The sequence below is a fragment of the Burkholderia latens genome, assembly GCF_001718795.1.
GTDB lineage: Bacteria > Pseudomonadota > Gammaproteobacteria > Burkholderiales > Burkholderiaceae > Burkholderia > Burkholderia latens_A.
Genome location: NZ_CP013438.1, coordinates 965,478 through 989,524 on the forward strand (window position 1 = coordinate 965,478; position 24,047 = coordinate 989,524).

Here is a 24,047-nt window from a genome sequence, read left to right on the forward strand (position 1 = left end):
CGTTGCGCCGCACGCGCACGGCAACGACGCCGCAACGACGCCGCCACAACGATACGGAGACACACGATGGGCAAACTGTCCCTCGCCGCGAAGATCACGCACGTGCCGTCGATGTACCTGTCGGAGCTGCCCGGCAGGCATCACGGTTGCCGCGAAGCGGCGATCCGCGGCCACCGGCTGATCGGCGAGCGCTGCCGCGCGCTCGGCGTCGACACGATCGTCGTGTCGGACGTGCACTGGCTGGTCAACGCCGGCTATCACGTGAACTGCAACGCGCGGTTTTCGGGCAAGTACACGAGCAACGAGCTGCCGCATTTCATCCGCGACATGGAGTACGCGTATCCGGGCAATCCGGCACTCGGCCGCCTGATCGCCGAGACGGCGACCGAGCGCGGCATCGCGACGCGCGCGCACGAGATCGACAGCCTCGAACTCGAATACGGCACGCTCGTGCCGATGCGTTACATGAACGCCGACCAGCACTTCAAGGTCGTGTCGATTGCCGGCTGGTGCATGTGGCATCAGCTCGACGAGAGCCGACGCTTCGGCGAGGCGTTGCTCGACGCGATCGAAAAGAGCGAGTCGAACGTCGCGTTCCTCGCGAGCGGTTCGCTGTCGCACCGCTTCAACGACAACGGCAGCCCCGAAGAATCGATCCACGCGATCAGCCGCGAATTCTTCCGGCAGGTCGATCTGCGCGTGGTGGAGCTGTGGAAGCAGGGCGATTTCAAGACGTTTTGCGCGATGCTGCCCGAGTACAACACGCATTGTCATGGCGAAGGCGGCATGCACGACACCGCGATGCTGCTGGGCCTGCTGGGCTGGGATCGCTACGACAAGCCGGTCGAAATCGTCACCGATTATTTCGCGAGCTCGGGCACCGGGCAGATCAACGCGATCTTCCCGCTCGCGTGAGCGTCGCATCACCTATCCGGAGCATTGCCATGCCACACATCGTCGTCGAATACACCGCGAACATCCGCGACGACGCGCGCATTCCCGTGCTGCTGCGCACGATCAACGCAACGCTGATCGCGCAGGGCGGCGTGTTTCCGACGGGCGGCATCCGCTCGCGCGCGATCGAGCTGCAGGATTACTGCGTCGCCGACGGCTCGGAGGACGACGCATTCGTCCACGTGACGCTGAAAATCGGCGCGGGCCGCAGCGACGAAACGAAGAAAGCCGCGTGCGACGCGCTGTTCGATGCGATCACTGCGCATTTCTCGGCGTTGTATGCGAGGCGCTATCTCGCGCTGTCGATGGAGCTGACCGAGTTCAGCGAAAGCGGCTCTTACAAGCGCAACAACATTCACGCCCGTTACAAGCGTGCCGGCTGAACCCGTCCCCGACCCGATCATGCTCGAATCCGCCCTCATCGACCAGCTCGCACGACGCCTGCACGACGCCGAGCGTGCACGCAAGCAGATCCGCCAGATCTCGCTCGACCATCCCGACATCACGATCGACGACGCCTATGCGATCCAGCGCGCGTGGGTCGCGCTGAAGCTCGCCGAAGGCCGCACGCTGAAGGGGCACAAGATCGGCCTCACGTCGAAGGCGATGCAGAATACGTCGCAGATCGACGAGCCCGATTTCGGCGCGCTGCTCGACGACATGTTCTTCGACGATGGCGGCACGATACCCACCGCACGCTTCATCGTGCCGCGCGTCGAGGTCGAACTCGCGTTCGTGCTCGGCAAGCGGCTCAGCGGCCCGAACTGCACGATCTTCGACGTGTACGACGCGGTCGACTACGTGGTGCCGGCGCTCGAGATCATCGATGCGCGCAGTCAGTCGATCGACCCGGACACGAACCGGCCGCGCAAGGTGTTCGACACGATCGCCGACAATGCAGCGAACGCGGGGGTCGTGATCGGCGGGCGCCCGGTGCGGCCGCAGGACGTCGACTTGCGCTGGGTCGCGGCGATCATGTCGCGCAACGGCGTGGTCGAGGAGACGGGCGTCGCTGCGGGCGTGCTCAATCATCCGGCCAACGGGGTCGCGTGGCTCGCCAACCGGCTGTCGCGCTTCGACGTCGCACTGGAGCCGGGGCAGATCGTGCTCGGCGGGTCGTTTACGCGGCCGTGCGCGGCGCGGCCGGGCGACACGTTCAGCGTCGACTACGGCCCGCTCGGCACGATTCAGTGTTATTTCGAGTGAGGCAAGCGGACGATGCAGATTCCGTCGAATGGCTTCAAGGCTGCGCTCGCGCGCGGCGATGTGCAGGTCGGGCTGTGGCTGGGGCTGGCGAATCCGTACAGTGCCGAAGTCGTCGCCGGCGCCGGCTTCGACTGGCTGCTGATCGACGGCGAACATGCGCCGAACACGGTGCCGACGATTCTCGCGCAGTTGCAGGCGATCGCGCCTTATCCGTCGCATCCGGTCGTGCGCGTGCCCTGGAACGATCCGGTGATCGTCAAGCAGGTGCTCGATCTCGGCGCGCAGACGCTGCTCGTGCCGATGGTGCAAAGCGCCGACGAAGCGCGCGCGGCGGTGGCCGCGACCCGTTATCCGCCGCACGGGATTCGCGGCGTCGGCAGCGCGCTCGCGCGTGCGTCGCGATGGAATCGGGTCGACGATTACCTGCATCGCGCGAACGACGAAATGGCCGTGCTCGTGCAGGTCGAGACGCGCGCGGGCCTCGACGCGATCGACGCGATTGCCGACGTGGAAGGCGTTGACGGCGTGTTCATCGGGCCGGCCGATCTGGCCGCCGATCTCGGACATCTCGGCAACCCCGCGCATCCGGACGTGCAGCACGCGATCGACAGTGCGATCCGCGCGATCGACGCGGCCGGTAAGGCGCCCGGCATCCTCAGCGCGGACGAGGCGGCCGCGCGGCGTTATCTGGACGCGGGTGCGGTATTCGTCGCGGTTGGCGTCGATACGACGTTGCTGGCGAGGAGCGCCGAGCGGTTAGCCGCACAGTTCAAAGGCCGGGCCGCAGGCGCGGTGAAGAAGGGCGACGGCGCGTATTGAACGAAGCGAGCGTGCGGTGGCCAGCGACGGATGGACTGACGTTTTCCGCACGCACCCGATCGCGCCGCGTCGCCCGAATGGGTTTCGTCCTGCCGGACAAGCCGGCATCGCTGCATGCGTGTTCGGACCCGACGTATTACGAGCCACAGCGCGATCGGACGAGTGCCAATGCTATGGCGACACTTGCGCCGCAACCAGTCTCAATAAAAATATTCATATTGCGTTAAGTCGCCGTATTAAAAATACCCGCTAATTTCGGACGAAGTATGCGTTTTTGATATTTAAATTCGATCTCGTCCTATAGATAAAAACTAGATTTTATAATTAATTACGGGTTATGCGCTTTCGTGTTGCATCGGCTGAAATTGTATGTGATTATCAATTTCATCCTGATGTAGGCGTGCATGCGCTTGTCGGTATAAATTTGGTGGATTTTGCGGCTTCATGCTGTCGATTAATCTATTAAATCAAGGTCGCATCAGGATGTCCGTCGAACCCGTTTTTTATTGGCTGGTTTAATTTTTGGGTGGCGTATATGGTGAGGTCCATCGTATCGGTTGTTGTGGTCGGTGCTGTATTGACCGGTTGCGGTTTTGATTCCCTGAGCGTGTTGCGAGATCAAAAAATCGCTGACCTGATGAGTGTGGGAGTGACCAAGCAGCAGGTTATTGCCGAATGGGGCGAGCCGATCGATACGATCGACACCATGAACGGCCGCGGTGTCTGCTTCGACTACAAGCGGCGTCTGTCCAACGGGAACACCATCCCGGTTTATGTCGGGTTTCGCAATTCAGATAATCGAGTCGTCGCGAATGGCGTCTCGATTACGTGCCGACAAGCGCTGGATGCCGGCCATCTGAACACGTTGGAGCTACCTAAGCAGCGTTATTGAGCTCGTCGCGTCGTTGTTGTCGATTCTTCATGGCAGCTAAGCGGGCGGTTCCAAGGACGGTAGCCGCGATCGCGCGAACCAGCGCAACGACGCTTATTGCGCGTGCCGTCTTGCGACCGGCGTTGCCTGCGCCGCGCTACGCGTCGGCGGACGGCGCCGCATCGCGATACCGCCCCGGCGTCGTGCCGAGCGCGCGCCGGAACATGTCGATGAACGCGCTGACGTTGTCGTAGCCAAGGTCGAGCGCGATCGCCGTTACCGGCACGCCATCGGCGATTTTTTCGAGCGCGCGCATCAGCCGCGCCTGCTGACGCCACTGCGCGAACGTCAACCCGGTTTCGGCGACGAAGCGGCGGCTCAGCGTGCGCGCGCTGATGCCGGCCCATTCGGCCCATTCCTCCAGCCGCCGATTGTCGGCGAGGTTCGTTGCGAGCGCATCGGTAATGCGCACGAGCCGCGCGTCGCGCGGCCGCGCAAGCGTCAGCGATCGCACTTCGGACGACGCGATCTCGTCGAGAATCACGTCGGCGATTCTGGTCTGCGCCGCGTCGAGCGCCGAGGCGTCCCAGCTTGCCGCGCGCAGCACGGCTTCGCGCAGCAACGGCGACGCGCGGATCGCGCGCGGCGTGTCGGGCAACGTCGCACAGCGCGCTTCGGCGACGAACGCCGACCATCCGGAAATCGGCCCGAACGAGCGCAGCGAATGCCGGCAATGCGGCGGAATCCAGATCGCATCAGTCGCTGGCACAACCCAGTCCTGATCGTCGAGGCCGATCGTCAGCAATCCGCTCGACGCACCGATGAGTTGACCGCGCGCATGCGCGTGCGGTGGCGTCACGCGCGGATCGCGTTGCGACAGGACGGCGGCGACAACGCACGGGCCGTCGTCGGATGTCACGAATCGGATGGGCAGGAGTGGATCGGACATGGCCGGATTGCAGTATTGAATGGCTGTTATACCGGAGATAGGCCGACATTGCACGCGTACACTGCGTCGGTCGATGACAACCGGAGTGCGATGCAATGCGAGCCGATCAGATGCTTCCCGACAATGCCGACCGAGTCGATATCGGCGGAACGACGATCCGCAAGGGCACGGTGGGCGCGTTCATCGCCAACGCACGCGTGCTCGCCGATCCCGGCGCGTCGGCGGCCGAGCGCGCGACGGCCGAAGCCGACCTGATCGACGCGTTGCCGGCGCTGCGGGCGCTCGGATTGTTCGACGTGCTCGAAGTGCGCGACGCGGCGCTGCGTGCATGGCTCGACGCGCATTGAGCGCGCTCGCCGGGTACGTTGCGAAACCAGACTTCAAACTGCAAGGAATCGACATGAAAGCAGCGGTCGTGGAGCGTGCCGGACAGCGTCCGGTTCATACGGACTTCGATGCGCCGTGTGCGTTGCCGGGCCATCGTCTGATCGACGTGACGGCATCCGCGCTGAGCCGGCTCGCGCAGGGGCGCGCGGCCGGCACGCATTATTCGTCCGTCGGCAGCTATCCGTTCGTCGTCGGCGTCGATGGCGTGGGGCGCGGCGACGATGGCAAGCGCGTGTACTTCTTCGGCGCCTCCGCACCGTTCGGCGCGATGGCGGAACGCACGATCGTGCCCGATACGCAATGCGTGCCGTTGCCCGATGACCTCGACGACGTGCTCGCGGCGGCGATCGCGATTCCGGGAATGTCGTCTTGGGCGGCATTGGTTGAACGCGCGGGCTTTGCGCCGGGAGAAACGGTGCTGGTCAACGGCGCGACGGGTACGTCCGGCCGGCTGGCCGTGCGAATCGCGAAGCATCTCGGGGCCGCGAAAGTGATCGCGACGGGCCGCAATACGGCTGCGCTGGATGCGTTGCTGAGCGCCGGCGCCGACGCGGTCGTGCCGCTGCAGCAGGACGATGCGCAGCTTGCCCGCGCGCTGGATCCGCATTTCCGGGCTGGCGTGGACGTCGTGCTCGACTACCTTTGGGGCGACAGCGCACGGGCATTGCTCATCGCGGCGGCAAAGGCTACCCCCGAAGGGCGGCGGCTGCGCTTCGTGCAGATCGGGTCGATCGGCGGCGCGGAGGTGCTGCTGCCGGGGGCCGTGCTGCGCGCGACGGCGATCGAATTGATGGGTAGCGGCCTCGGCAGCGTGCCGCTGCCGCGCTTGCTGGCGGCGATGCGCGGCGTGTTCGACGCCGCCGCGCCTGCGGGCCTCTCGGTGGACACGCGTGCCGTGCCGCTGTCGGCGGTCGGGGAATATTGGGGCGATGCCGATAGCCGGGTGCGAACGGTGTTCGTGATGCAGACCGGGTGAACCGCGGCTGGTGTGCAACACCGGCACCGGCCAGACGGGTGTCGGGACGTGTCGCGATCGCGCGTTTCACGTGTTCGCGCAGCGGGCGGCCCCGCAATCCGGATCGCGACGACGACAATCGCGAGCATCACGTCGAGCTTCCGAATTCTGCGCTGCGGCTGCTGGTCGACATCCTCGCACAGGGCGCCGAATGCAACGCGATCAAGGCGGCGTCCATTCATGCGTAACTGACCGCGCAGGAAGCAGCGGACCGGCTCAATGTGTCCCGTCCACAGCCGATCAAGTTGCGCGACTTGCATGCGCGGCCTGCCGCATCCCAAGACCGGCAATCATCGGCCGGTGGGAGTTCCCGATGTGATGCGCTACCGGGGAAAACGCGGCCCGTGCCCTTATCGCACGGAGGCGGGGCGGGCAGCGCCGCGTGCCGCCGCCTGCACCGTCAAGACAGAACTCAGAACCGCTGCTGAATCCCTGCCGTCACGCCGACCTGCGTCGTGCCGTACCCCGCGAAATCGCGCGACACGCCCACCTTCTGGTCGTGTTTCGCGATCGCGAACGCGCCGGCCGCATACAGCACCGTGCGCTTCGACAGCGCGTAATTCGCGCGCATCGACACCAGTGTCGGATCGGCATCGCTGCCGCCCTTGATGTTCTGGTGATAGACGGCCGCGATCAGCGAAAACGCCGGCGTGAACTGGTACGACCCGCCGAGCCAGTACATGTCGCTCAACTGGTTCGACGCGCTCGTGTGATACGTGCGCCGATAGTTCCGATAGCCCGCCATCGCCTTCAGCTTGCCGAAGTCGTAGCTCAGGCCCGCGTGAATGCCCTGGATGTAGTTCACGGTATCGGCCGGCGTCACGCTGTCGGCCGCGCCGTTCTGCCGGTCGAACGTGACGACGGCGGCGAACGGGCCGGTCTCGTAACCAAGCGCGAAGTCGTACTTCGAGCTGGTCTTGACGCTGCCCGGCACGTTGCCGAAGCCGTAAAGCGCGCCGAACTTCACGCCGCTGAATTCGCCGTCGTAGCGCACCGCGTTCGACGAACGTGTAAAGAGGCCGTCCTTGCGGCCGCCCGTCGCCATCGACGACGTCGCCCACGAGTAGTTCTGCGCGTAGCCCATCGGGTCGAACGGCAGCATGTAGTCGTACGTGACGGTGTAGTTGCGGCCGAGCGTCAGCTCGCCCCATTTGCCTTTCAGTCCGACCGTCGCGCGCCGCGCAAAGATCGAGTCGGGGCCGTCGTCGAACGCGCCGTTCGCGAGATCGATCCCGCTTTCGAGGCGGAACACGGCCTTCAGTCCGCCACCGAGGTCCTCGACGCCGCGCAGGCCCCAGCGCGACGTATTCTTGTTGCCGGACTTCAGCTTGACGGAACTGCCGCCCTCGGGCGCAGCATGATTCGTGTACTCGATACCGGCATCCATGATCCCGTACATCGTGACCGACGACTGCGCGTGCGCGGCGCCGGCCGCGAGGCCGACGGCGACGGCCGATCCGGTCAGGACGGCAGTGCGACGGGAACGTTCTGCGCGTGATTTCATTGACGGTGTCTCCTGGGTTGTTGTGGGTTGGTGAAGCGGATACGCGGCGCGCAGCAGCCCGCGGCGGACGCCGGTCAGCGTCCGCCGGATTCCGGTGGAAACGGGGTGCGCGCGTGAATGCATGCGCGGCGGCCCGCAAGCCGCCGCGCCCGGGTCAGCCCGCTTTCGCGAACGCCCAGCAGTCGTTGGCGGGGAATTCGATCCAGTGCTTGCCGGCGGCGCGCGGCACATGGCCGAACGCGCGCAGACGCATCTCGCCGCAATGAAACAGGTATTCCCAGCGGTCGCCGAGATACATCGACGTGACGAGGTCGGCCTGCAGACGGTTCGCGCCCGGGCCGTCGGCCACCTGCACGCGCTCGAGACGGATCACTGCCTGCGCGTCCTGGCCGGGCGCGAACGCGTCGCGCGCGAGCGCCTGCAATTCCCAGCCGTCGCCGGCGAGCGTCACGCGTTCGCCGTCGACTGCGGCCACGCGCGCGTCGATGCGGTTGTTGCTGCCCATGAACTCGGCCGTATACAGCGAGCGCGGTGCGCCGTAAAGCTCGGCCGGCGTGCCTTCCTGCTCGATGCGGCCGTTGCGCAGCAGCAGGATGCGGTCGGACATCGCCATCGCTTCGGTCTGATCGTGCGTGACGCACAGCGCGGACAGCCCGAGCGACACGATCAGCTCGCGCAGCCATGCGCGCGCTTCCTCGCGCAGTTTCGCATCGAGGTTCGACAGCGGCTCGTCGAGCAGGATCACCGGCGGGTTGTAGACGAGCGCACGCGCGATTGCGACGCGCTGCTGCTGACCGCCGGACAGCTGGTGCGGAAAGCGTTCGGCAAGATGGCCGAGGCCGAGCTGGTCGAGCGCGGTCTGCACGCGGCGCTTTTGCTCGGCAGGCGCGACGCGGCGCAGCTTGAGGCCGTAGCCGACGTTGTCGGCGACGGTGCGGTGCGGCCACAGCGCGTACGACTGGAACACGAGGCCGAGCGAGCGCTGTTCGACGGGCAGGTCGATGCGTTGCGCGCCGTCGAAGAACACGCGGTCGTCGAGCTGGATGCGTCCGTCGGACGGCTGTTCGAGGCCGGCTACCGCGCGCAGCAGCGTGGTCTTGCCGCTGCCGGACGCACCGAGCAGGCACACGACTTCGCCAGCCTTCAGTTCGAACGACACGCCCTTGAGGATCGGGTTTGCGCCATAGCTGAGGTGCAGATCGTCGACGATGAGCTTATCCATGAAGTTTCACTCCGAAGCGCAGGGCCACGCCGAGACCGGCGCCGACCATCGCGATGTTGATGACAGAGAGCGCGGCGACCTGGTCGACGGCACCGGTCGCCCACAGCGACACGAGCAGCGCGCCGATCACTTCGGTGCCGGGCGACAGCAGGTAGACGGCGGTCGAGTATTCGCGCTCGAAGATCATGAAGATCAGGAGCCAAGCGGCGAGCAGGCCGAAGCGCACGAGCGGCAGCGTCACGTCGAGCGACACGCGGCTGCGCGTGGCGCCGACGCTGCGGCCGGCTTCCTCCAGTTCGGGGCCGACCTGCAGCAGCGCGCTCTGGATGAGCCGCATCCCGTACGCGAGCCACACGACCGTGTACGCGATCCAGATGCTCCACATCGAGTTCTTCAGCTCGCGCAGGCCCGGCACGAACAGGAAGATCCACAGGAACGCGAGACCGGCGAGCAGGCCCGGCACCGCGCGCGGCAGCAGCACGAGGTAGTCGAGCAGTTTCGTCGCCCAGTCGTGGCGGCGGTGGCCGGCGAATGCGACGAGCGAGTAGAAGCCGATCGCGACCGCGCCGCCGATTACGCCGATTCCGAGCGTGTTCACGATCGCCCGCACGAGGTTGTCCTGTTCGAACAGCTCGACGAAGTTCGCGAGCGTGAGCACTTCGGCGAGCGGCACGCCTTCGCCCCAGTTCGTCACGAACGCGCGCAGCACGATGCCGGAGATCGGCACGATCACGGTCAGCACCAGCCACAGCGAGACGATCGCGAGCGCGACCCAGCGCCACACGCCGAGCGGCAGCACCGTCGCGCGGCCGGCCTTGCCCTTCACGGTGACGAAGCGGTTCGCGGTTTTCAGCAACCGGCGTTGCAGCAGCACGAGCGGGAACGTGATCGCGACGATGCACACGGCGACCGCGGCCATCAGGTGGTACGACGGCACGCCGAGCTTGTTGGTCAGCTTGTACAGGTACGTCGCGAGCACGAGATGGCCTTCCGGATCGCCGAGCACGAGCGGCAGCCCGAACACCTCGAAGCCGAGGAAGAACACGAGCACGCCGGCGAACAGCAGTGCGGGCATCGTCATCGGCAGGCTCACGTCGAGCGCGACGCGGAACGGGCGGGCGCCCGTCACGCGAGCGGCTTCCTCGACGTCCGAGCCGAGGTTGCGAAGCGCGGCCGACGAATACAGATACACGTGCGGCACGTGCGTGAGGCCGACGATCAGCGTGATCGCGAAGATCGAGTAGACGTTCCACGGCACGTTCTGAACCCCGAACAGTTCCTTGAACCATACGGAGTAGAAGCCGACCGGTCCGGCCGCGACCACGTAGCCGAACGCGAGCACCATCGGCGACACGAACACGGGCGTGAGCAGCAGCGGCTCGAGCCAGCGGCGGCCGGGCAGGTCGGTGCGCACCATCAGGAACGCGAGGACGCCGCCGAGCGGAATCGAGATGAACAGCATCCCGCCGGCGATGATGAACGAGTTCTTCACGGCGGACCAGAAGTCCGGATCGGCGAAGATGAAGCGGAAGCCTTCGATGCCGAGCGTCTTGTTCGCGTCGAAGAACGGCGCGGACAGCAGGCTCTGGAACAGGATGAAACCGAGCGGCAGCGCGACCGCGACGGTGAGCACCGCGACGACGATCCAGCGCAGCATGCCGGCAAGCGGCTGCAGGTTGCTGACCGGCAGCGCGGGAATCGCGCCGCGTTGGCCGGTGGTGGGCGGAACGGCCGGCGCCGCTCCGCGTGTGCTGGTTGAAAGCATGAGTTCGCCCCTGCGGCCATCCGGATGGCCGCCTCAAGGAAGTCGGTAAGGGGAAGGGGGGCCGCCCGCGCGGCGTGCGGCGTGCAGCGGGCGGCCGTTGGCTGTGGACGGGCCGAAGCCGGTCAGCGGATCAGCTCTTGATCGCCTGCTGCCATTGCTTCAAAAACGCGAGTCGCTTCGACTGATCGAGATAGACGAGCAGGCCGGTGCCGATCGGGATCGGCTTCAGCGAATCGCCGAGCTCCTTCGTGAGGCTCGCGGCCGACGTTTCGCCGGCCACGTCCGTGCGGATCGCGTACAGGTTCGCCTGGTTTGCGATCAGCGTCTGCCCGCGTTTGGACAGCAGGTAGTCGACCCACAGCTTCGCTGCGTTCGGGTTCTTCGCCTTCTTCGAAATCGTGGCCAGGCGGCTCACGACCTGCGTGTAGTCCTTCGGGAAGACATAGCCGATCGACTTGTCCTTCTTCGCCTTCGCGTACGCATACGAGCCGATGATGTTGTAGCCGATCAGGTTCTCGCCCGACGAGATGCGCTCCATCATCGCGCCGGTGCTCGACTGCAGCTTCGGACCGGTTGCGCCGATCGCCTTCACGAGTTCCCACGTAACCTTCTCGTTCAGGTGCGCGTCCTGCGTCAGCGCGTTGAAGCCGACGCCGGATTTCTCGACGTCGTATGTCGTCAGCTTGCCCTTGAACTTGTCGGGTTGCGACGTGAGCAGCTTGATCAGGTCGGTGCGCGTCTTCGGCACCTCGTTCTCAGGAATCAGGCGTTTGTTGTAGACGATCGCGAGCGGCTCGAACGTCGTGCCGTACGCCTGCTTCTGGTATTGCGCCCATTGCGGCACGTTCGCGCTTTCCGGCGAATCGTACGACGCCATCAGGCCGTCGTTGACGAGCTTGACCTGCAGATCCATCGCCGAGCTCCACAGCACGTCGGCGCTGGTGCTGCTCGCCGCGTTTTCGCTGATGTAGCGGTTGTACAGCTCGGTGCTGTTCATGTCGTTGTACTCGACCTTCACCCCGTACAGGCTTTCGAAGTCCTTGATCAGCGGGCGCACGAGGCCCGTGTCGGTCGTCGAGTAGACGATCAGCTTGCCTTCCTTCTTCGCGGCGTCGACGACGCCCTGGTAGTTACCCGGATATCCGGCCGGAACCTGTGCGGCGGCGCCGCCGGCTGCGGTGCCCAGGACGATCGTCAGCGCGAGGGCGAGCTGCTTCGGTGCAAAAAACGGCATGTCTTCCTCCAGTTACGCGTGTGTGTTGTTCGAATGACGCGGATGGTAATTGCGGCGCACTTTCAGCCTGCTTTCATTTCGGTTCACAATAGCAGCCTTTGTGTCATGGATTTCCCGAGGTCCCCATGCGTGTGCTGCTCGTCGAAGACAACCCGAACCTGGCGCAGTCGTTGAACGACGCGCTGAGTGCCGCGCGTTTCGCGGTCGACCACATGGCGGACGGGGAGGCGGCGGATCACGTGCTGCGCACGCAGGACTACGCGCTGGTGATTCTCGATCTCGGGCTGCCGAAGCTCGACGGGCTCGAGGTGCTGCGGCGGCTGCGTGCGCGCCGCAATCCGGTGCCGGTGCTGATCCTCACCGCGCACGGCTCGGTCGAAGATCGCGTGAAAGGACTCGATCTCGGCGCCGACGATTATCTTGCGAAGCCGTTCGAGCTGACCGAGCTGGAGGCGCGCGCTCGCGCGCTGATCCGGCGCAGCCTCGGCCACGAACACACGCGCGTCGAGTGCGGGCCGCTTTCGTATGACAGTATCGACCGCAGCTTCCACCTCGCCGGCGAACCGCTGCCGCTCACGCCGCGCGAGCGTTCGGTGCTCGAGGTGCTGATTCTGCGCAACGGCCGCGCGATCAACAAGGAAACGCTGTCGGAGAAAATCTTCGGGCTCGATGAGTCGGTCAACGCGGACGCGATCGAGATTTACGTGTACCGATTGCGCAAGAAGCTGGAGAACACCGGCGTCGCGATCGTCACGCTGCGCGGGCTCGGGTATCTGCTCGAAGCGAAGGCGGTCGAATGACCGTGCGCCCGAACCTGCGCACGCAAGTCGCGCTGTGGCTGCTGCTGCCGTTGCTCGGGCTGCTCGCGCTCGACTCGTGGCTCACGTACCAGCGTGCGATGAGCGCCGCGCATGTCGCGTTCGACCGCACGCTGTCGTCGTCGCTGAAGTCGATCCGCGAAGGCGTGCGGCTCAACGAGGGCGAGATCGAAGTCGACCTGCCGTATCTCGCGCTCGAAATGTTCGAGTCGGGCGACGGCGGCAAGATCTACTACCTGATTCGCGAGGACAACGGCCGCACGATCACCGGCTATCCGGACCTGCCGCTGCCGGAGGGCGACGCCGCGCTGTTCGCGACGCGCTACTACGACGTCGTCTATCGCGGCGAGCGGTTGCGCATGGGCGCGCTGCGCGTGCCGGTGCACGACGTGCCGACCGCGCAGACGCGCATCGTGTGGGTGATGGTCGGCGAGACGATCGAGGCGCGCCAGGCGCTCGCGCGCGAGATCCTGATGGGCTCGCTGCTGCAGGAAGGGCTGCTCGTCGTGCTCGCGCTCGGCATCGTGTGGCTCGGCGTCGGGCGCGGGCTGCGTCCGCTGAACCGGCTATCCGCCACGGTGGCCGCGCGCAGCGACGGCGATCCGACGCCGCTCGACACCGGCGGCATGCCGAGCGAACTCGCGCCGCTCGTCGATTCGATCAACCAGTACATCGGCCGCACGCAGCGGATGCAGGTCGCGCGGCGGCGCTTCTTCGCGGACGCCGCCCATCAACTGAAGACGCCGCTCGCGGCCGTGCAGGCCGGCGTCGAATTGGCTTTGCGGCCCGACGAGCAGCCGCGCGTGAACGTGCATCTGCGGCGCGTGAACGGCGCGGTGCGGCAGGCCGCGAAGATCGTCCAGCAACTGCTGTCGCTGTCGCGGCTCGATTCGGACAGCGGCCACGCGGTCGCGCATCAACCGGTCGCGCTGCACCGGCTCGCGCGCAGCGTGACGCTCGACTGGTCGCCGGTTGCGCGCGCGCGCGACATCGACCTCGGATTCGAGCACGAGCCCGACGTCACCGTGCTCGGGCAGCCGGACCTGCTCGGCGAAATGATCGGCAACCTCATCGACAACGCGATTCGTTACTCGGGCGATCGCGCGGTGATCACGGTGCGCGTGTCGCGCGACGGCGAGCATGCGCGGCTCGACGTGATCGACAACGGGCCCGGCGTCCCGGCCGGCGAGCGCGATGCGGTGTTCGAGCGCTTCCATCGCGGCAGCAAGACGCAGACGGTCGAAGGCACCGGGCTCGGGCTGTCGATCGTGCGGGAGATCGCGCGGGTGCATCAGGGCAGCGTGACGCTCGCCGATGCGGCCGGTGGCGGGTTGATCGTGACGGTCGTGCTGCCGATCGCGCCGGCGGCTGTGCAGTAGCGCGGCCGCTTCGGTCGGGCGCGCAAACCGCGCTGAACGGTTGCGGTAGCGGCGGCGCGAACGATGCGCCGTCCGCCGCCATGCTCAGTCGCCGAAGCCGATTTCCGCTTCGACGGATTGTCCGACTTCGAGCCACGCGCCCGCACCTTCGACGACGATTGCATTGATGCCGAACGTCAGCGCATTGTCATAGTTCGGATTCGCGCGATACGTCTGCATCGTGTCGGTCGGCTCGTGCGGCCATGCCGGATTCGGTGCGCCGGTCACCTGATCGATCGTCGGCATCGGGCAGCGCGTGCACAGCTTCACGAGACGCAGCCGCACGCGTGTCGTGCCTTCGGCGTCGAGATGTTCGACGAAATCCTCTTCATACGCGTCCAGGTCGGACACGACGATGTTCGGACGGAAGCGGTTCATCGGAATCGCCGGCGCGCCTTTCGCGACGAGCCTCGCATTCAGGTCGTCGAGCGATGCCTGGCCGATCACGAGCAGCGGATACCCATCCGCGAACTGCGTGTGCGTATCGACGTCGCCGGTCCACTTGCGGTTGCAGCCGCGGCGCGCGTCGGCACTGAAGCGCGCGAGCTTCAATGGCGTGCCGAGGAATTCGGTGAGCCACGCGGCGGTCTCGGCGCCCGTGTCGATCGCGTCGACGGTGTCGCGCCACACGGTCGCGGCCATCTTCGGCGTGGCGGGCGTCGCGTCACCGTCGAGCGGCGTGCGGATCTCCGGCATGCCCGGCGCGTTCAATACCAATGCGTCGCTGTCGAGCGCGGTGCGGATCAGCGCGAGCCGCGGGTGCGTGCGCTGCGTGATCATCATTCCGTCCGGGGTCGTGATCAGCCAGTGGCGGTCGTATGCGAGGCCCGTTTCGAGCAGTTGCGCGCGCGGCAGTGCGATGCCCGCGCAGGATTTGATCGGGTAGACGAAGAGTTCGGAGATGGCTGGCATGACGCTGGCTGACACGGACGGGATGATCGAATCGCGATTGTGCCAGATCGTGCGAAAGCCGTTTGGGCGGTTGTGCGCGGCCGGTGCGGGATCGCGCGCGGCGGCTGCGGGGGCGCCGGCGCATCACGCCAGCGGAAAGCCGAGGTCGAATGTCGTGCGCACGTCGAGCGGCTGGCGCAACAGTCCCGCCTTCAGATAGAAATCGGCGGTGCGCTGCTGCTCCGCGATCACGGTTGCATCGATCGGTTGCCAGCGCGTGCGCCGGCGCTCGAACTGCAGCTTCGCGGCGGCCGGCGGAATGCCGATGATGCGCGCGAGCGCCGCGGAATACGCATCGACGTGCCGGTACGACCACGTTTGCGCGCGCACGACGCGCTGCACGAAGTCGCGCAGCACGTCGCGCTTCGACGCAATCGCCGCGTCGGTCGCCGCCACGTAGCTGAGGCCCGACCACAACCCGCGTCCGTTGACGAGCACGCGCGCGCGGCCGCTCGTTTCGGCGAGCGCGGTATAGGGTTCCCACGTCGCCCATGCGTCGATCGAACCGGTTGCAAGCGCAAGCATCGTGTCGGCTGGCGGCAGGAACCGGAACGACACGGCGTCCGGCGGCAGGCCGGCCGCGTCGAGCGCCTTAAGCGTGACGAAATGGCCGATCGAGCCGCGCGTGGTGCCGATGCGCTTGCCTTTCAGGTCGGCGGCATCCTTCAGCGTCGCATCGGGCCGCACGAGCAGTGCGGTGCCGTACGGGTCGGAACGGTTCGCGCCGATCACCTTGATGCGCGCGCCCGATGCGAGCGCGAAGATCACCGGCGCATCGCCGATCGGCCCGCAGTCGACGGCCGCCGCATTCAGCGCTTCGGCGAGCGGCGCTGCGGCCGGGAACTCGGTCCACGCGATGTCGTAGGCGAGGCCGTTCAGCTCGCCGGCGGCTTCGAGCAGCGCGCGCAGCCCGCCTTTCTGGTCGCCGGCCCGCAGCAGCGGGCGCGGGCCGGATTGCGCGTGCACCGCGGCCGGCGCGGCGCCGACGGTGGCGACGGCGGCGAGGGCGCTGGCTTGTGCGAGGAAGTGGCGTCGGGTCGGATTCATCGTGTCGTTCGATCGGTCGGGGATACGGTTCAAGGATTCAATGCGGCAGTCCGGCCTGCACGTCGCGCACGGGTTCGGCCTCCACGCGCAGCAGCAGCGTGGTCAGCGGATCGGCGTTCGCGGCGGCAGCCGAGGGTCGACCGGTGGCATCGGCGCGGCACAGCAGGTCGTCGGCCGACCAGCCCGCGCTGCCCGGCAGTGCGCGCGCCCGCAACCAGCCGCGCCGGTCGGCGAGCAGTTGCGTGCCGCCGAACGCTTCGGGTTGCACGCCTGCGATCGTCGCGAATGCTTGCCATGCGCCGGGCGTCGCCGAGAAGCAGTCCGCGCGTGTGCCGGCCGTCAGCAGCGGCGCGGCCGTATCGTCGGCTGCGACGAGCAGCGTCTGCCAGCGCGGGTCCTCTCGCGGCGGCGTGCCGCCCGGTGCGAGCGCGACGATGCGCACGCGCTGGCCTTCGCGCCAGCGCTCGAGCGGTTGCGGCGCGGCGTTGCCGCAGCGCACGTCGAGCGCCGGCAGCGGCACGGGCACGGGCCACGCGCCTTCCGAGCGCGCGCCGCTGCCGGCGGACAGCGCTTTCAGGTAATCGAGCACGGCCCACGTGTCGGCCGGCCCGAGCGTCGCGGCAAAGCCGGGCATCGTCGACGCGCCGCGTACGTCGCGCGTGCCGTGCTGTACGCGCCAGTACAGTTCGCCGTCGAGCCGGCGCGCGAGCAGCGTGCCGGCGAAGGTCGGCGGCCAATGCGCGAGCGTGGCCGCGAGCGGTCCCTCGCCGCGGCCGTCCGCGCCGTGACAGGCCGCGCAATGCTGCGCATACAGGTGCGCGCCGCGCATCAGGTTCGCGACGGAAAACGGCTCGGGATTGCGCTGAAAGCTGGTGGGAACGGCCGGTGCGAGCCACAGCGACGCCGGCGGCCACGGCGCGAACCATGCAGCGGCCAGCGCGGCGATTGCCGATGCTACGCGCCACTTGCGCGACACGAGTGCGACGCAACCGAGCGCCACGGCGAGCGCGGTCACCGCGATCGCGAACGCGAGCTGCCGCGTGAGACCGGCGTCGATGCGCAGCGTTTCGAGCGCGATCCGGTGCGCCCACGGCCATGCGGCTTGCCCGTCGGCGTCGCCGGTCAAGCCGGCCGCATGCAGTGCCCGCGCGAACGCGCTCTGCGCGCGATACAGCAGTTGCAGGAACAGCAGCGCCCAATCGGCGAACGGCGGCGCATTCATCGGCGCGGCCTTTGCCGCGCACTGGCGAGCCTGCGAACGACACCGCGCATCTACCAGCTCGCATCGAGTCCGAGATGCCGCAGTGCTTCGTGGCGCAGCTCGGCGAGACGCGGATCGCCGCGATGGCGCGGGTAGGGCAGGCCGACACGCAGCTCGGCAACGATCTGCGCGGGACGCGGCCCGAACACGATCACGCGCTGCGCGAGATACAGCGCTTCCTCGACGTCGTGCGTGACGAGCAGCGCGGAAAACCCGTCGCGTTGCCACAGCGCGGTCAGTTCGGCCTGCATGGTCATTCGCGTCAGCGAATCGAGCTTGCCGAGCGGTTCGTCGAGGATCAGCAGGCGCGGATCGTTGACGAGCGCGCGGGCGAGCGCGACACGCTGCGCCATCCCGCCCGACAGCTGATGCGGAAACACGTTCGAGAATTCCTGCAGTCCGACACGCGCGAGCGCGTCGTCGACGCGATGCCGTTCGGTACGCGCGACACCGCGCGCCTCGAGGCCGAGCGCGACGTTCGCGCGCACGCGGCGCCACGGATAGAGCGTCGGATCCTGGAACACGACGATCCTCGACGGATCGGGCCGCTCGATCGGCGCGCCGTCTTGCGCGATCGTGCCTTGCCGCGCGGCGTCGAGGCCGGCGACGAGCCGCAGCAGCGTCGATTTCCCGCAACCGCTCGGGCCGAGCAGCGCGACGAATTCGCCGGCCGCGACCGACAGCGTCACGTCGTCGAGCACCGGCAGCGGGCCGGCGGGGCCGTCGAACGCGTGGCTCACGCGGCGGATGTCGATGCGCGCGCCGCGCGCGACCGGCGGTGCCGAAACGGACGGTTCCAGAACGGCGGCGCTTACCATTTGACGGTTCCTTTCTGCCATGCGAGCACACGGTCGCGCACCGCGAACAGCAACGCGATCAGCCCGGAAAACAGCAGCGCCATCACGAGCAGCGCTGCATACATGTTCACGTACGATGCCCAGCCCTGCGCCCAGCTCAGGTACCAGCCGAGCCCCGACTTGACGCCCATCATCTCGGCAACGACGAGCACGGTAAACGACGCGCTCAACCCCATGAAGATGCCGACGAACACATGCGGCAGCGCGGCCGGAATCGCGACGCGCAGCACGAGGAAGCGCGCGTTCGCGCCGAGCGTGCGGGCGACGTCGTAGTACTGCCGGTTCACGCTCGCGACGCCCGACCACGTCAGCACCGCGACCGGGAAGCCGGTGGACAGCGCGATCAGGAACGCGGCGGCCGAGTAGCTCGTCGGAAAGAAGTAGAACGTGAGCGGCAGCAGCGCGGTGGCCGGCACGGGGCCGAGCAGGCGCAGCACCGGATGCACCCAGTAGCCGATGCGGCGCGACCAGCCGATCGACACGCCGACCGCGAACCCGACCGCGACGCCGTATGCAAATCCGAGCGCGAGCAGCTTCAGCGTATTGGCGGCGCTGCCCGCGAGGCGCGGCCAGTCGTCGACATAGACTTCGATCAGCGCTTGCGGCGGCGCGAAGAACGGCGTCGGCAGCCAGCCTGTCTTCGCGGTGACGATTTCCCACGCGGCCAGCACGAGCGGAAGCGCGACGAGCCACGGGCCGGCCGCGCGCACGCGGGCGAGCCGGGCGCGCGTGGCCGGCACGCGATGGCCGACGGTCGCGGCGATCAGCAGCAGCGCGGCGGCGACCCAGGCGGCGGTGCCGAACGTGTCGGTGTACGCCCAGTCGGTGAAGCCGACGATGCGGTTCGGCCACAGATGCGTGGTCGCGCCGAGCGCGGCCCACGCGAGCGCCGCGCCGATCCCGGTCGGCCAGGTGCGCGCACGGCGCGCGTCGGCCGCAAGTGTCGCGTCGCAGGCGCTGCACGCGGCACGCGGTGCGGCGGCCGCGGCGGCGGTTGCGGAGGCGGCGCCGGCCGCCGCCGAGGCGCCGCGGGCGGGGGAGGCGTGTTCGATCGTCGACATCGCGTTACCCCAGCACGTTCGCATAGACCTGCTGCGCGAAGCGCTGCGGGTCGGTGCTCTTCTTCAGCACGCTGATCCGGCGGAAATCGTCCGCATAAAACGCGATTTCCTGCTGCAGGTCGACGTTCGTCGGGTGATGCGTGTAGGTCAGCGTCGCGTACAGCTTGCGCAGATCGTCCGGATTGATTTTCGGCGAATACTTCGCGAACGCCTTCGCGGCCTCGTTCGGATTGTCGTGCGTGTATTCGGTGGCCTGCACGATCGAACGCGCGAGCGCGGCGGCGGCCGGCCGGTCGTTGCGCACCAGGTCGCCACGCGCGCCGATCACGCAGCACACCTTGCGCGCGTATTCGCCGGACAGGTTTGTCGCGAGTTCGGTGTACGCGCCGTTGCTGCGCTTTTCGAGCAGGTACAGATTCGGGTCGCCGTCGGCGATCGCCTGGATTTCGCCCTTGTCGACCGCGACGCCGAGCAGGTCGGCCGGATATTGCCGCCACGTGATGTCGCGCTCGGGATCGATGCCGTTCTTTGCGAGCAGGATCGAGAAGAAGTGCTTGCCCGGCGCGGCGAGGTCGCTGACGCCGACGGTTTTGCCCTTCAGCGCCTGCAGCGTCGTGACGCCGGCCGTTTTCGAGCCGAGCAGCCGCACGCAGCCGCCGTGCGAGCTGCCGATGATCTTCACGTCGAAGCCGGCTTCGAGCGGCTTCAGCCAGCGGTGGATCATCCCGACCGCCGCATCGGCCTTGCCGGTCGCGATCGATTCGAGCAGCTGATCGGTCGACCCGCTGTAGTTGATCAGCTCGACCTTCAACCCGTTCTTTTCGAAGAAGCCGTTCTCCTGCGCGACGACGATCGGCGTCAGGCAGAACGCGTTCTGGTTCCACGCGAACGTGAGCTTCTTCAGCGGCGGGGCGGACCATGCGTTGCGGCCGAGCGTGATCGCCGGCACGGCGAGCGCGGCCGCGCCGGCCGCGCGCAGCAGCCGGCGGCGTGTGTCGTCATGCGCGCCGGTCGGCGCGAGTGCGGTGGATTCGGTCATCGTGGGGTCTCCGGTTCCGGTCGTGCGGCGGGAGCTCAGTCGAGCAGGTCGGGTTCGTCGGCGACGACACGCGCGAACAGGCTGTCGAACGCATGCAGCGCGCCTTCCGGGCCGCCGATCTGCCCGTGCGTGTGTCGTGCGGTCGCGTGGTCGATCGGTTGCGGCGTGCCGGCCGCTTCGGCCAGCAGTTGCGTGTGCGCGGCGTTGTCGAGCGCGATGTACCACCACGCGGCTGCCTCGACGGTCGGGCCGGCTGTCAGGATCCCGTGGTTCTTCAGGATCACGCCCTTGTGCGTGCTGCCGTCGGCCTTCACGAGCGCATCCGCGATCCGCGCGCCTTCGCTCGTGTCGACGACCATTCCCGTGAAGTCGTCGAACAGCGCGTGGTCCTCGTAGAACACGCATGCGTCCTGCGTCAGCGGATCGAGCGGGCGGCCGAGCGTCGACCACGCCTTGCCGTAGGTCGAATGCGTATGCGCGGCCGCGACGATATGCGGATGCGCATCGTGAATCGCCGCGTGGATCGCGAACGCGGCCTTGTTCAGCGGGCGGTTGCCGATCGCGGTCTCGCCGCGCGCGTTGACGAGCAACAGGTCGGACACCTTGATCTGCGAGAAATGCACGCCGAGCGGATTCACCCAGAAGTGATCCGGCAGCTCGGGATCGCGCGCGGTGATGTGGCCGGCGAGGCCCGACGCGAAGCCGTAGCGCGCGAACAGCCGGAACGCGGCCGCGAGCCGCTCCTGCCGGTGGCGGCGTTCGGCGGCGACATCGATGCGCGGTGCGGGCGGGTCGAACCAGAAGTGCTGGCGCGGCGTGTCGGCGAGCACGAGACCAGACGCAGTGCGTACCGGCGACGAAGAGGACAGGACGGCGGACATGGGGCGCGGCTCCGTTTGCGTCAGGCGGCGCGGCGCGCCGCGTCGCGTGCCGCGACGGCGCTGCGCACGCGCGGGATCAGTTCGCGGCCGTAGTCGATCGCGTCTTCGAGCGGATCGAAGCCGCGTATCAGGAACGTCGTCACGCCGAGGTCGTAATAGTCGAGCAGCGCATCGGCGACCTGTTCGGGCGTGCCGACCAGTGCGGTCGAATTCGAACGCGCGCCGGTGAGCTTCGCGATCTCGGTCCACAGCCGCTTGTCGACGCGCGAGCCGCGGTCCGCGGCGGCGAGCAGGCGCCGCGCGCCTTCGCTCTGCTGCGGGCCGCCGGCGCCGAGCCCGGCCGCCTCGCGCAGCCGCCGCGTTTCGTCGAGGATCCGGTGCGCGCGTGCCCACGCTTCGTCTTCGGTCGCCGCGAGGATCGGCCGGAACGACACGGAGAAGCGCACCTGCCGGCCGTGCTTCGCGGCTTCGGCGCGCACGCGCGCGGTCAGGTCGCGCACCTGGTCGAGCGATTCGCCCCACAGCGCGTAGACGTCCGCGTGCTTGCCGGCCACCTGAAGCGCGGCTTCCGATGCACCGCCGAAGTAGATCGGCACATGCGGCTGCTGCAACGGCTTCACTTCCGAAAACCCCTGCTTGAAGCGGTAGTGCGTGCCGTCGTGATCGAACGGCTGCGCTTCGGTCCAGATGCGCCGCAGGATGCCGAGGTATTCGTCGGTGCGTGCGTAGCGCGCGTCGTGATCGAGGAAGTCGCCATCGCGCTGCTGTTCGCTGTCCGAGCCGCCGGAAATGAAATGCACGGCCAGCCGGCCGCGGCTGAACTGGTCGAGCGTCGCGATCTGCCGCGCGGCGAGCGTCGGCGCAGTGAAACCGGGGCGATGCGCGAGCATGAAGTGAATGCGCTCGGTCGCGGCGGCCGCGAACGCGATCGTCAGCGTCGCGGACGGGCCCGTCGAGTGATGCGGGACGAGGATCCGGTCGAAGCCGGCCGTTTCGTGGGCGCGGGCGAAGTCGCGCACATAGTCGGGGTCGACGACGGGGCCGGCGGGCGGATGGATTTCCGACTGCTTCTGGCTCTGGATCATGCCGATGAATTCGACGCTCATCTGGGTCTCCGATGCGAGGACGGCCCGGCACGGCCAGCGACGGCCGGCCGGGGCGGGGATGCAGCGCAGATTACCGCCGAGATCATGCGGAACGGAAATAATCAATCCGGATTTGAATATCAGATTTGCATGGTTTGGGCGGGCCGGCGGTGCGCATACGCTGTGGTCTCGCGACCGCAAGAATCTTCACCGAGCCACCCAGTGACCGAGGGAACCCGCACCGATGTCCGCCAGCCTTGCTGCTTCTTCGCCGCAGCCGCTACACCCGCCACATCCGCCACAGTCGTTGCTGCGCCGCCTGCCTGCCGACGACGCACGCGTTGCCGCGCTGCTCGACCGTCTCGCGCCCGAGCTCGCGGCAGACGCGGCCCGCAACGACGTCGACGGCCGCTTTCCGCACGAGAACTTCGCGCGGCTGCACCGCGCGGGGCTGATCGCGCAGGTCGTGCCGCGCGAGTACGGCGGCGCGGGTGCGACGCTCGCCCAGGCGAGCCGGATCGTGGCCGCGGTCGCGCGTGCCGATCCCGCGACCGCGCTCGTGCTGACGATGACGTATCTGCAGCATCGCGCGCTCGGCCGCGCGGACAACCGCTGGCCGGAGCCGGTGCGGCGTGCGGTGTTCCGCAGCGCGGTCGAAGAGGGCGCGCTGATCAATGCGCTGCGCGTCGAGCCGGCGCTTGGCTCGCCGTCGCGCGGCGGGCTGCCGGACACGATCGCGCGCCGCGACGGCGCCGGCTGGCGGCTGTCCGGCCACAAGCTGTACAGCACCGGCATTCCGGCGCTGCGCTGGCTGGCCGTATGGGCGCGCACCGACGAGCGCGAGCCGCGCGTCGGCGTGTTCGTCGTGCGGCGCGAGCGCGATGCGGCCGATGGCGCGCACATCCGCGTGATCGAAAGCTGGAATCATCTTGGCCTGCGCGCGTCGGGCAGCCACGAGGTCGTGTTCGACGACGTGTGGCTGCCCGCCGACCACGCGGTGGACGTGCGCACGCCGGACGCGTGGGCGGTGTCGGCCGGGAGCCATCCGGACGCCGATGCGCAGGCCGATCAGCACGCGTGGATGGTCGCGCTGCTCGGCAGTCTTTACGATGCGGTGGCGCGTGCGTCGCGCGACTGGCTGCTCGATTTCGCGACGACGCGCACGCCGAGCGGCCTCGGCGCGCCGCTCGCGACGCTGCCTCGCGTGCAGGAGGCCGTCGGCGAAATCGAAGGGTGGCTGCATGCGAACCGCGTGCTGCTCGACGACCACATCGCGCGCACCGATGCGGGCGACGCGCCGGCCGTGACAACGAGCGGCCTCGTCAAGCGAACCGTGACGGAGCACGCGATCCGTGCGGTCGAGCATGCATTGAAGCTGTCCGGCAATCACGGGCTGAGCCGCCACAATCCGCTGGAACGTCACTACCGCGACGTGCTGTGCAGCCGCGTGCATACGCCGCAGGACGACGCGATCGCGGTTGCCGCCGGGCGTGCGGCACTCGACGCGGCAGCTGCGGCAAGCAGCAGCACCGCGAACGCCGCCGGGCACGCGGATGCGACGTCACGCCCCGCGCCGGCGCAAACCGCAACCCCGAGCGGGGACGATACGGATACGGGCCGCACGTCTTACCACGCGCGTGGCTCCGGTCGAAACGATGCGTGAGCTCGGCTGCGTGAGTGTGAATGCCGGCGCGGCGACGCCT

Annotated in this window: 24 protein-coding genes; 11 read left to right on the forward strand and 13 right to left on the reverse strand. The window is 67.8% G+C overall.

All coding sequences use genetic code 11. The features are described from left to right. The first annotated feature begins 66 nt into the window (after window positions 1–66). The 5 genes from hpaD to WK25_RS23685 all read left to right on the forward strand — a co-directional run bounded on the left by hpaD (window position 67) and on the right by WK25_RS23685 (window position 3,871). Window positions 67–915 (forward strand): 3,4-dihydroxyphenylacetate 2,3-dioxygenase, encoded by an 849-nt coding sequence (gene hpaD, locus WK25_RS23665; protein WP_069242898.1) that lies wholly within the window; start codon window positions 67–69, stop codon window positions 913–915. A 29-nt stretch (window positions 916–944) separates the two neighbouring features. Further along, the gene (locus WK25_RS23670) at window positions 945–1,337 is read left to right on the forward strand and encodes a 5-carboxymethyl-2-hydroxymuconate Delta-isomerase (RefSeq protein ID WP_040139682.1); all 393 of its coding nucleotides are present in this window, start codon (window positions 945–947) and stop codon (window positions 1,335–1,337) included. Window positions 1,338–1,356: 19 nt separating this feature from the next. Next, window positions 1,357–2,160, forward strand: coding sequence for a 2-oxo-hept-4-ene-1,7-dioate hydratase (hpaH, locus tag WK25_RS23675; protein WP_059547418.1), 804 nt, complete (start codon window positions 1,357–1,359; stop codon window positions 2,158–2,160). Between the two features lie 12 nt (window positions 2,161–2,172). Continuing rightward, window positions 2,173–2,979 (forward strand): 4-hydroxy-2-oxoheptanedioate aldolase, encoded by an 807-nt coding sequence (hpaI, locus tag WK25_RS23680; protein ID WP_059546759.1) that lies wholly within the window; start codon window positions 2,173–2,175, stop codon window positions 2,977–2,979. Window positions 2,980–3,514: 535 nt separating this feature from the next. Beyond that, window positions 3,515–3,871, forward strand: a complete 357-nt coding sequence (locus tag WK25_RS23685) for a hypothetical protein (RefSeq protein WP_069242899.1) — start codon at window positions 3,515–3,517, stop codon at window positions 3,869–3,871. 136 nt (window positions 3,872–4,007) lie between these two features. Here the strand turns inward: WK25_RS23685 and WK25_RS23690 are convergent, their stop codons facing one another. Beyond that, window positions 4,008–4,799: an AraC family transcriptional regulator gene (locus WK25_RS23690; protein WP_069242900.1), complete on the reverse strand. Its 792-nt coding sequence runs from the start codon at window positions 4,797–4,799 to the stop codon at window positions 4,008–4,010. Between the two features lie 95 nt (window positions 4,800–4,894). On the opposite strand from WK25_RS23690, the gene WK25_RS23695 reads away from it, so the two are divergent. From WK25_RS23695 to WK25_RS23705, 3 genes are read left to right on the forward strand one after another with little or no spacing between them, the layout of a single operon-like run. Continuing rightward, on the forward strand, window positions 4,895–5,146 hold the full coding sequence (locus tag WK25_RS23695; protein ID WP_040139687.1) for a hypothetical protein: 252 nt from the start codon (window positions 4,895–4,897) through the stop codon (window positions 5,144–5,146). A gap of 53 nt (window positions 5,147–5,199) precedes the next feature. Beyond that, window positions 5,200–6,162, forward strand: coding sequence for a quinone oxidoreductase family protein (locus WK25_RS23700; RefSeq protein ID WP_069242901.1), 963 nt, complete (start codon window positions 5,200–5,202; stop codon window positions 6,160–6,162). 38 nt (window positions 6,163–6,200) lie between these two features. Then, a complete protein-coding gene (locus tag WK25_RS23705; RefSeq protein WP_069242902.1) occupies window positions 6,201–6,389 on the forward strand; it encodes a hypothetical protein in 189 nt (62 codons plus the stop codon). Window positions 6,390–6,613: 224 nt separating this feature from the next. On the opposite strand, the gene WK25_RS23710 is transcribed toward WK25_RS23705, so the two are convergent. The 4 genes from WK25_RS23710 to WK25_RS23725 form a co-directional block, all read right to left on the reverse strand. Then, window positions 6,614–7,705 carry a porin gene (locus WK25_RS23710; protein WP_059546767.1) on the reverse strand — a complete coding sequence of 364 codons (1,092 nt, stop codon included), beginning with the start codon at window positions 7,703–7,705 and terminating at the stop codon, window positions 6,614–6,616. A 154-nt stretch (window positions 7,706–7,859) separates the two neighbouring features. Then, complete coding sequence (locus tag WK25_RS23715) at window positions 7,860–8,927, reverse strand: ABC transporter ATP-binding protein (RefSeq protein WP_040139690.1); 1,068 nt, start codon at window positions 8,925–8,927, stop codon at window positions 7,860–7,862. After that, on the reverse strand, window positions 8,920–10,692 hold the full coding sequence (locus WK25_RS23720) for an ABC transporter permease (protein ID WP_059546770.1): 1,773 nt from the start codon (window positions 10,690–10,692) through the stop codon (window positions 8,920–8,922). The genes WK25_RS23715 and WK25_RS23720 overlap by 8 nt, the downstream gene beginning before the upstream one ends. Window positions 10,693–10,822: 130 nt before the next feature. Continuing rightward, window positions 10,823–11,926, reverse strand: a complete 1,104-nt coding sequence (locus WK25_RS23725; protein ID WP_069242903.1) for an ABC transporter substrate-binding protein — start codon at window positions 11,924–11,926, stop codon at window positions 10,823–10,825. A gap of 125 nt (window positions 11,927–12,051) precedes the next feature. On the opposite strand from WK25_RS23725, the gene WK25_RS23730 reads away from it, so the two are divergent. Continuing rightward, on the forward strand, window positions 12,052–12,726 hold the full coding sequence (locus tag WK25_RS23730; protein ID WP_040139693.1) for a response regulator: 675 nt from the start codon (window positions 12,052–12,054) through the stop codon (window positions 12,724–12,726). Next, window positions 12,723–14,123, forward strand: coding sequence for a sensor histidine kinase (locus tag WK25_RS23735; RefSeq protein WP_069242904.1), 1,401 nt, complete (start codon window positions 12,723–12,725; stop codon window positions 14,121–14,123). The genes WK25_RS23730 and WK25_RS23735 overlap by 4 nt, the downstream gene beginning before the upstream one ends. 84 nt (window positions 14,124–14,207) lie before the next feature. Here the strand turns inward: WK25_RS23735 and WK25_RS23740 are convergent, their stop codons facing one another. The 8 genes from WK25_RS23740 to WK25_RS23775 form a co-directional block, all read right to left on the reverse strand. Beyond that, window positions 14,208–15,074, reverse strand: a complete 867-nt coding sequence (locus tag WK25_RS23740; protein WP_040139695.1) for an MOSC domain-containing protein — start codon at window positions 15,072–15,074, stop codon at window positions 14,208–14,210. Window positions 15,075–15,197: 123 nt separating this feature from the next. Further along, window positions 15,198–16,160 carry an ABC transporter substrate-binding protein gene (locus tag WK25_RS23745; protein WP_059546775.1) on the reverse strand — a complete coding sequence of 321 codons (963 nt, stop codon included), beginning with the start codon at window positions 16,158–16,160 and terminating at the stop codon, window positions 15,198–15,200. Window positions 16,161–16,197: 37 nt separating this feature from the next. Then, window positions 16,198–17,382 (reverse strand): c-type cytochrome, encoded by a 1,185-nt coding sequence (locus WK25_RS23750; protein ID WP_069242905.1) that lies wholly within the window; start codon window positions 17,380–17,382, stop codon window positions 16,198–16,200. Between the two features lie 50 nt (window positions 17,383–17,432). After that, entirely contained in the window at window positions 17,433–18,239 is an 807-nt protein-coding gene (locus WK25_RS23755) for an ABC transporter ATP-binding protein (protein WP_040139698.1), read from the reverse strand. Further along, window positions 18,233–19,339 carry an ABC transporter permease gene (locus WK25_RS23760; protein ID WP_069242906.1) on the reverse strand — a complete coding sequence of 369 codons (1,107 nt, stop codon included), beginning with the start codon at window positions 19,337–19,339 and terminating at the stop codon, window positions 18,233–18,235. The genes WK25_RS23755 and WK25_RS23760 overlap by 7 nt, the downstream gene beginning before the upstream one ends. 4 nt (window positions 19,340–19,343) lie before the next feature. Then, window positions 19,344–20,378, reverse strand: a complete 1,035-nt coding sequence (locus tag WK25_RS23765) for an ABC transporter substrate-binding protein (protein ID WP_069242907.1) — start codon at window positions 20,376–20,378, stop codon at window positions 19,344–19,346. A 35-nt stretch (window positions 20,379–20,413) separates the two neighbouring features. Then, a complete protein-coding gene (locus WK25_RS23770; RefSeq protein WP_040139701.1) occupies window positions 20,414–21,259 on the reverse strand; it encodes a class II aldolase/adducin family protein in 846 nt (281 codons plus the stop codon). A 20-nt stretch (window positions 21,260–21,279) separates the two neighbouring features. Then, window positions 21,280–22,365, reverse strand: coding sequence for an LLM class flavin-dependent oxidoreductase (locus tag WK25_RS23775; protein WP_040139702.1), 1,086 nt, complete (start codon window positions 22,363–22,365; stop codon window positions 21,280–21,282). Window positions 22,366–22,588: 223 nt separating this feature from the next. Here WK25_RS23775 and WK25_RS23780 point away from each other — a divergent pair, with 223 nt between their 5' ends. Continuing rightward, window positions 22,589–24,007: an acyl-CoA dehydrogenase family protein gene (locus WK25_RS23780; protein WP_069242908.1), complete on the forward strand. Its 1,419-nt coding sequence runs from the start codon at window positions 22,589–22,591 to the stop codon at window positions 24,005–24,007. Window positions 24,008–24,047: the final 40 nt, after the last annotated feature.

Excerpts from the sequence above, each read along its gene's own strand:
- hpaD (WP_069242898.1), top strand. The coding sequence starts at position 67 with ATGGGCAAACTGTCCCTCGCCGCGAAGATCACGCACGTGCCGTCGATG.
- WK25_RS23670 (WP_040139682.1), top strand. The coding sequence starts at position 945 with ATGCCACACATCGTCGTCGAATACACCGCGAACATCCGCGACGACGCG.
- hpaH (WP_059547418.1), top strand. The coding sequence starts at position 1,357 with ATGCTCGAATCCGCCCTCATCGACCAGCTCGCACGACGCCTGCACGAC.
- hpaI (WP_059546759.1), top strand. The coding sequence starts at position 2,173 with ATGCAGATTCCGTCGAATGGCTTCAAGGCTGCGCTCGCGCGCGGCGAT.
- WK25_RS23685 (WP_069242899.1), top strand. The coding sequence starts at position 3,515 with ATGGTGAGGTCCATCGTATCGGTTGTTGTGGTCGGTGCTGTATTGACC.
- WK25_RS23690 (WP_069242900.1), bottom strand. The coding sequence starts at position 4,799 with ATGTCCGATCCACTCCTGCCCATCCGATTCGTGACATCCGACGACGGC.
- WK25_RS23695 (WP_040139687.1), top strand. The coding sequence starts at position 4,895 with ATGCGAGCCGATCAGATGCTTCCCGACAATGCCGACCGAGTCGATATC.
- WK25_RS23700 (WP_069242901.1), top strand. The coding sequence starts at position 5,200 with ATGAAAGCAGCGGTCGTGGAGCGTGCCGGACAGCGTCCGGTTCATACG.
- WK25_RS23710 (WP_059546767.1), bottom strand. The coding sequence starts at position 7,705 with ATGAAATCACGCGCAGAACGTTCCCGTCGCACTGCCGTCCTGACCGGA.
- WK25_RS23715 (WP_040139690.1), bottom strand. The coding sequence starts at position 8,927 with ATGGATAAGCTCATCGTCGACGATCTGCACCTCAGCTATGGCGCAAAC.
- WK25_RS23720 (WP_059546770.1), bottom strand. The coding sequence starts at position 10,692 with ATGCTTTCAACCAGCACACGCGGAGCGGCGCCGGCCGTTCCGCCCACC.
- WK25_RS23725 (WP_069242903.1), bottom strand. The coding sequence starts at position 11,926 with ATGCCGTTTTTTGCACCGAAGCAGCTCGCCCTCGCGCTGACGATCGTC.
- WK25_RS23730 (WP_040139693.1), top strand. The coding sequence starts at position 12,052 with ATGCGTGTGCTGCTCGTCGAAGACAACCCGAACCTGGCGCAGTCGTTG.
- WK25_RS23735 (WP_069242904.1), top strand. The coding sequence starts at position 12,723 with ATGACCGTGCGCCCGAACCTGCGCACGCAAGTCGCGCTGTGGCTGCTG.
- WK25_RS23740 (WP_040139695.1), bottom strand. The coding sequence starts at position 15,074 with ATGCCAGCCATCTCCGAACTCTTCGTCTACCCGATCAAATCCTGCGCG.
- WK25_RS23745 (WP_059546775.1), bottom strand. The coding sequence starts at position 16,160 with ATGAATCCGACCCGACGCCACTTCCTCGCACAAGCCAGCGCCCTCGCC.
- WK25_RS23750 (WP_069242905.1), bottom strand. The coding sequence starts at position 17,382 with ATGAATGCGCCGCCGTTCGCCGATTGGGCGCTGCTGTTCCTGCAACTG.
- WK25_RS23755 (WP_040139698.1), bottom strand. The coding sequence starts at position 18,239 with ATGGTAAGCGCCGCCGTTCTGGAACCGTCCGTTTCGGCACCGCCGGTC.
- WK25_RS23760 (WP_069242906.1), bottom strand. The coding sequence starts at position 19,339 with ATGTCGACGATCGAACACGCCTCCCCCGCCCGCGGCGCCTCGGCGGCG.
- WK25_RS23765 (WP_069242907.1), bottom strand. The coding sequence starts at position 20,378 with ATGACCGAATCCACCGCACTCGCGCCGACCGGCGCGCATGACGACACA.
- WK25_RS23770 (WP_040139701.1), bottom strand. The coding sequence starts at position 21,259 with ATGTCCGCCGTCCTGTCCTCTTCGTCGCCGGTACGCACTGCGTCTGGT.
- WK25_RS23775 (WP_040139702.1), bottom strand. The coding sequence starts at position 22,365 with ATGAGCGTCGAATTCATCGGCATGATCCAGAGCCAGAAGCAGTCGGAA.
- WK25_RS23780 (WP_069242908.1), top strand. The coding sequence starts at position 22,589 with ATGTCCGCCAGCCTTGCTGCTTCTTCGCCGCAGCCGCTACACCCGCCA.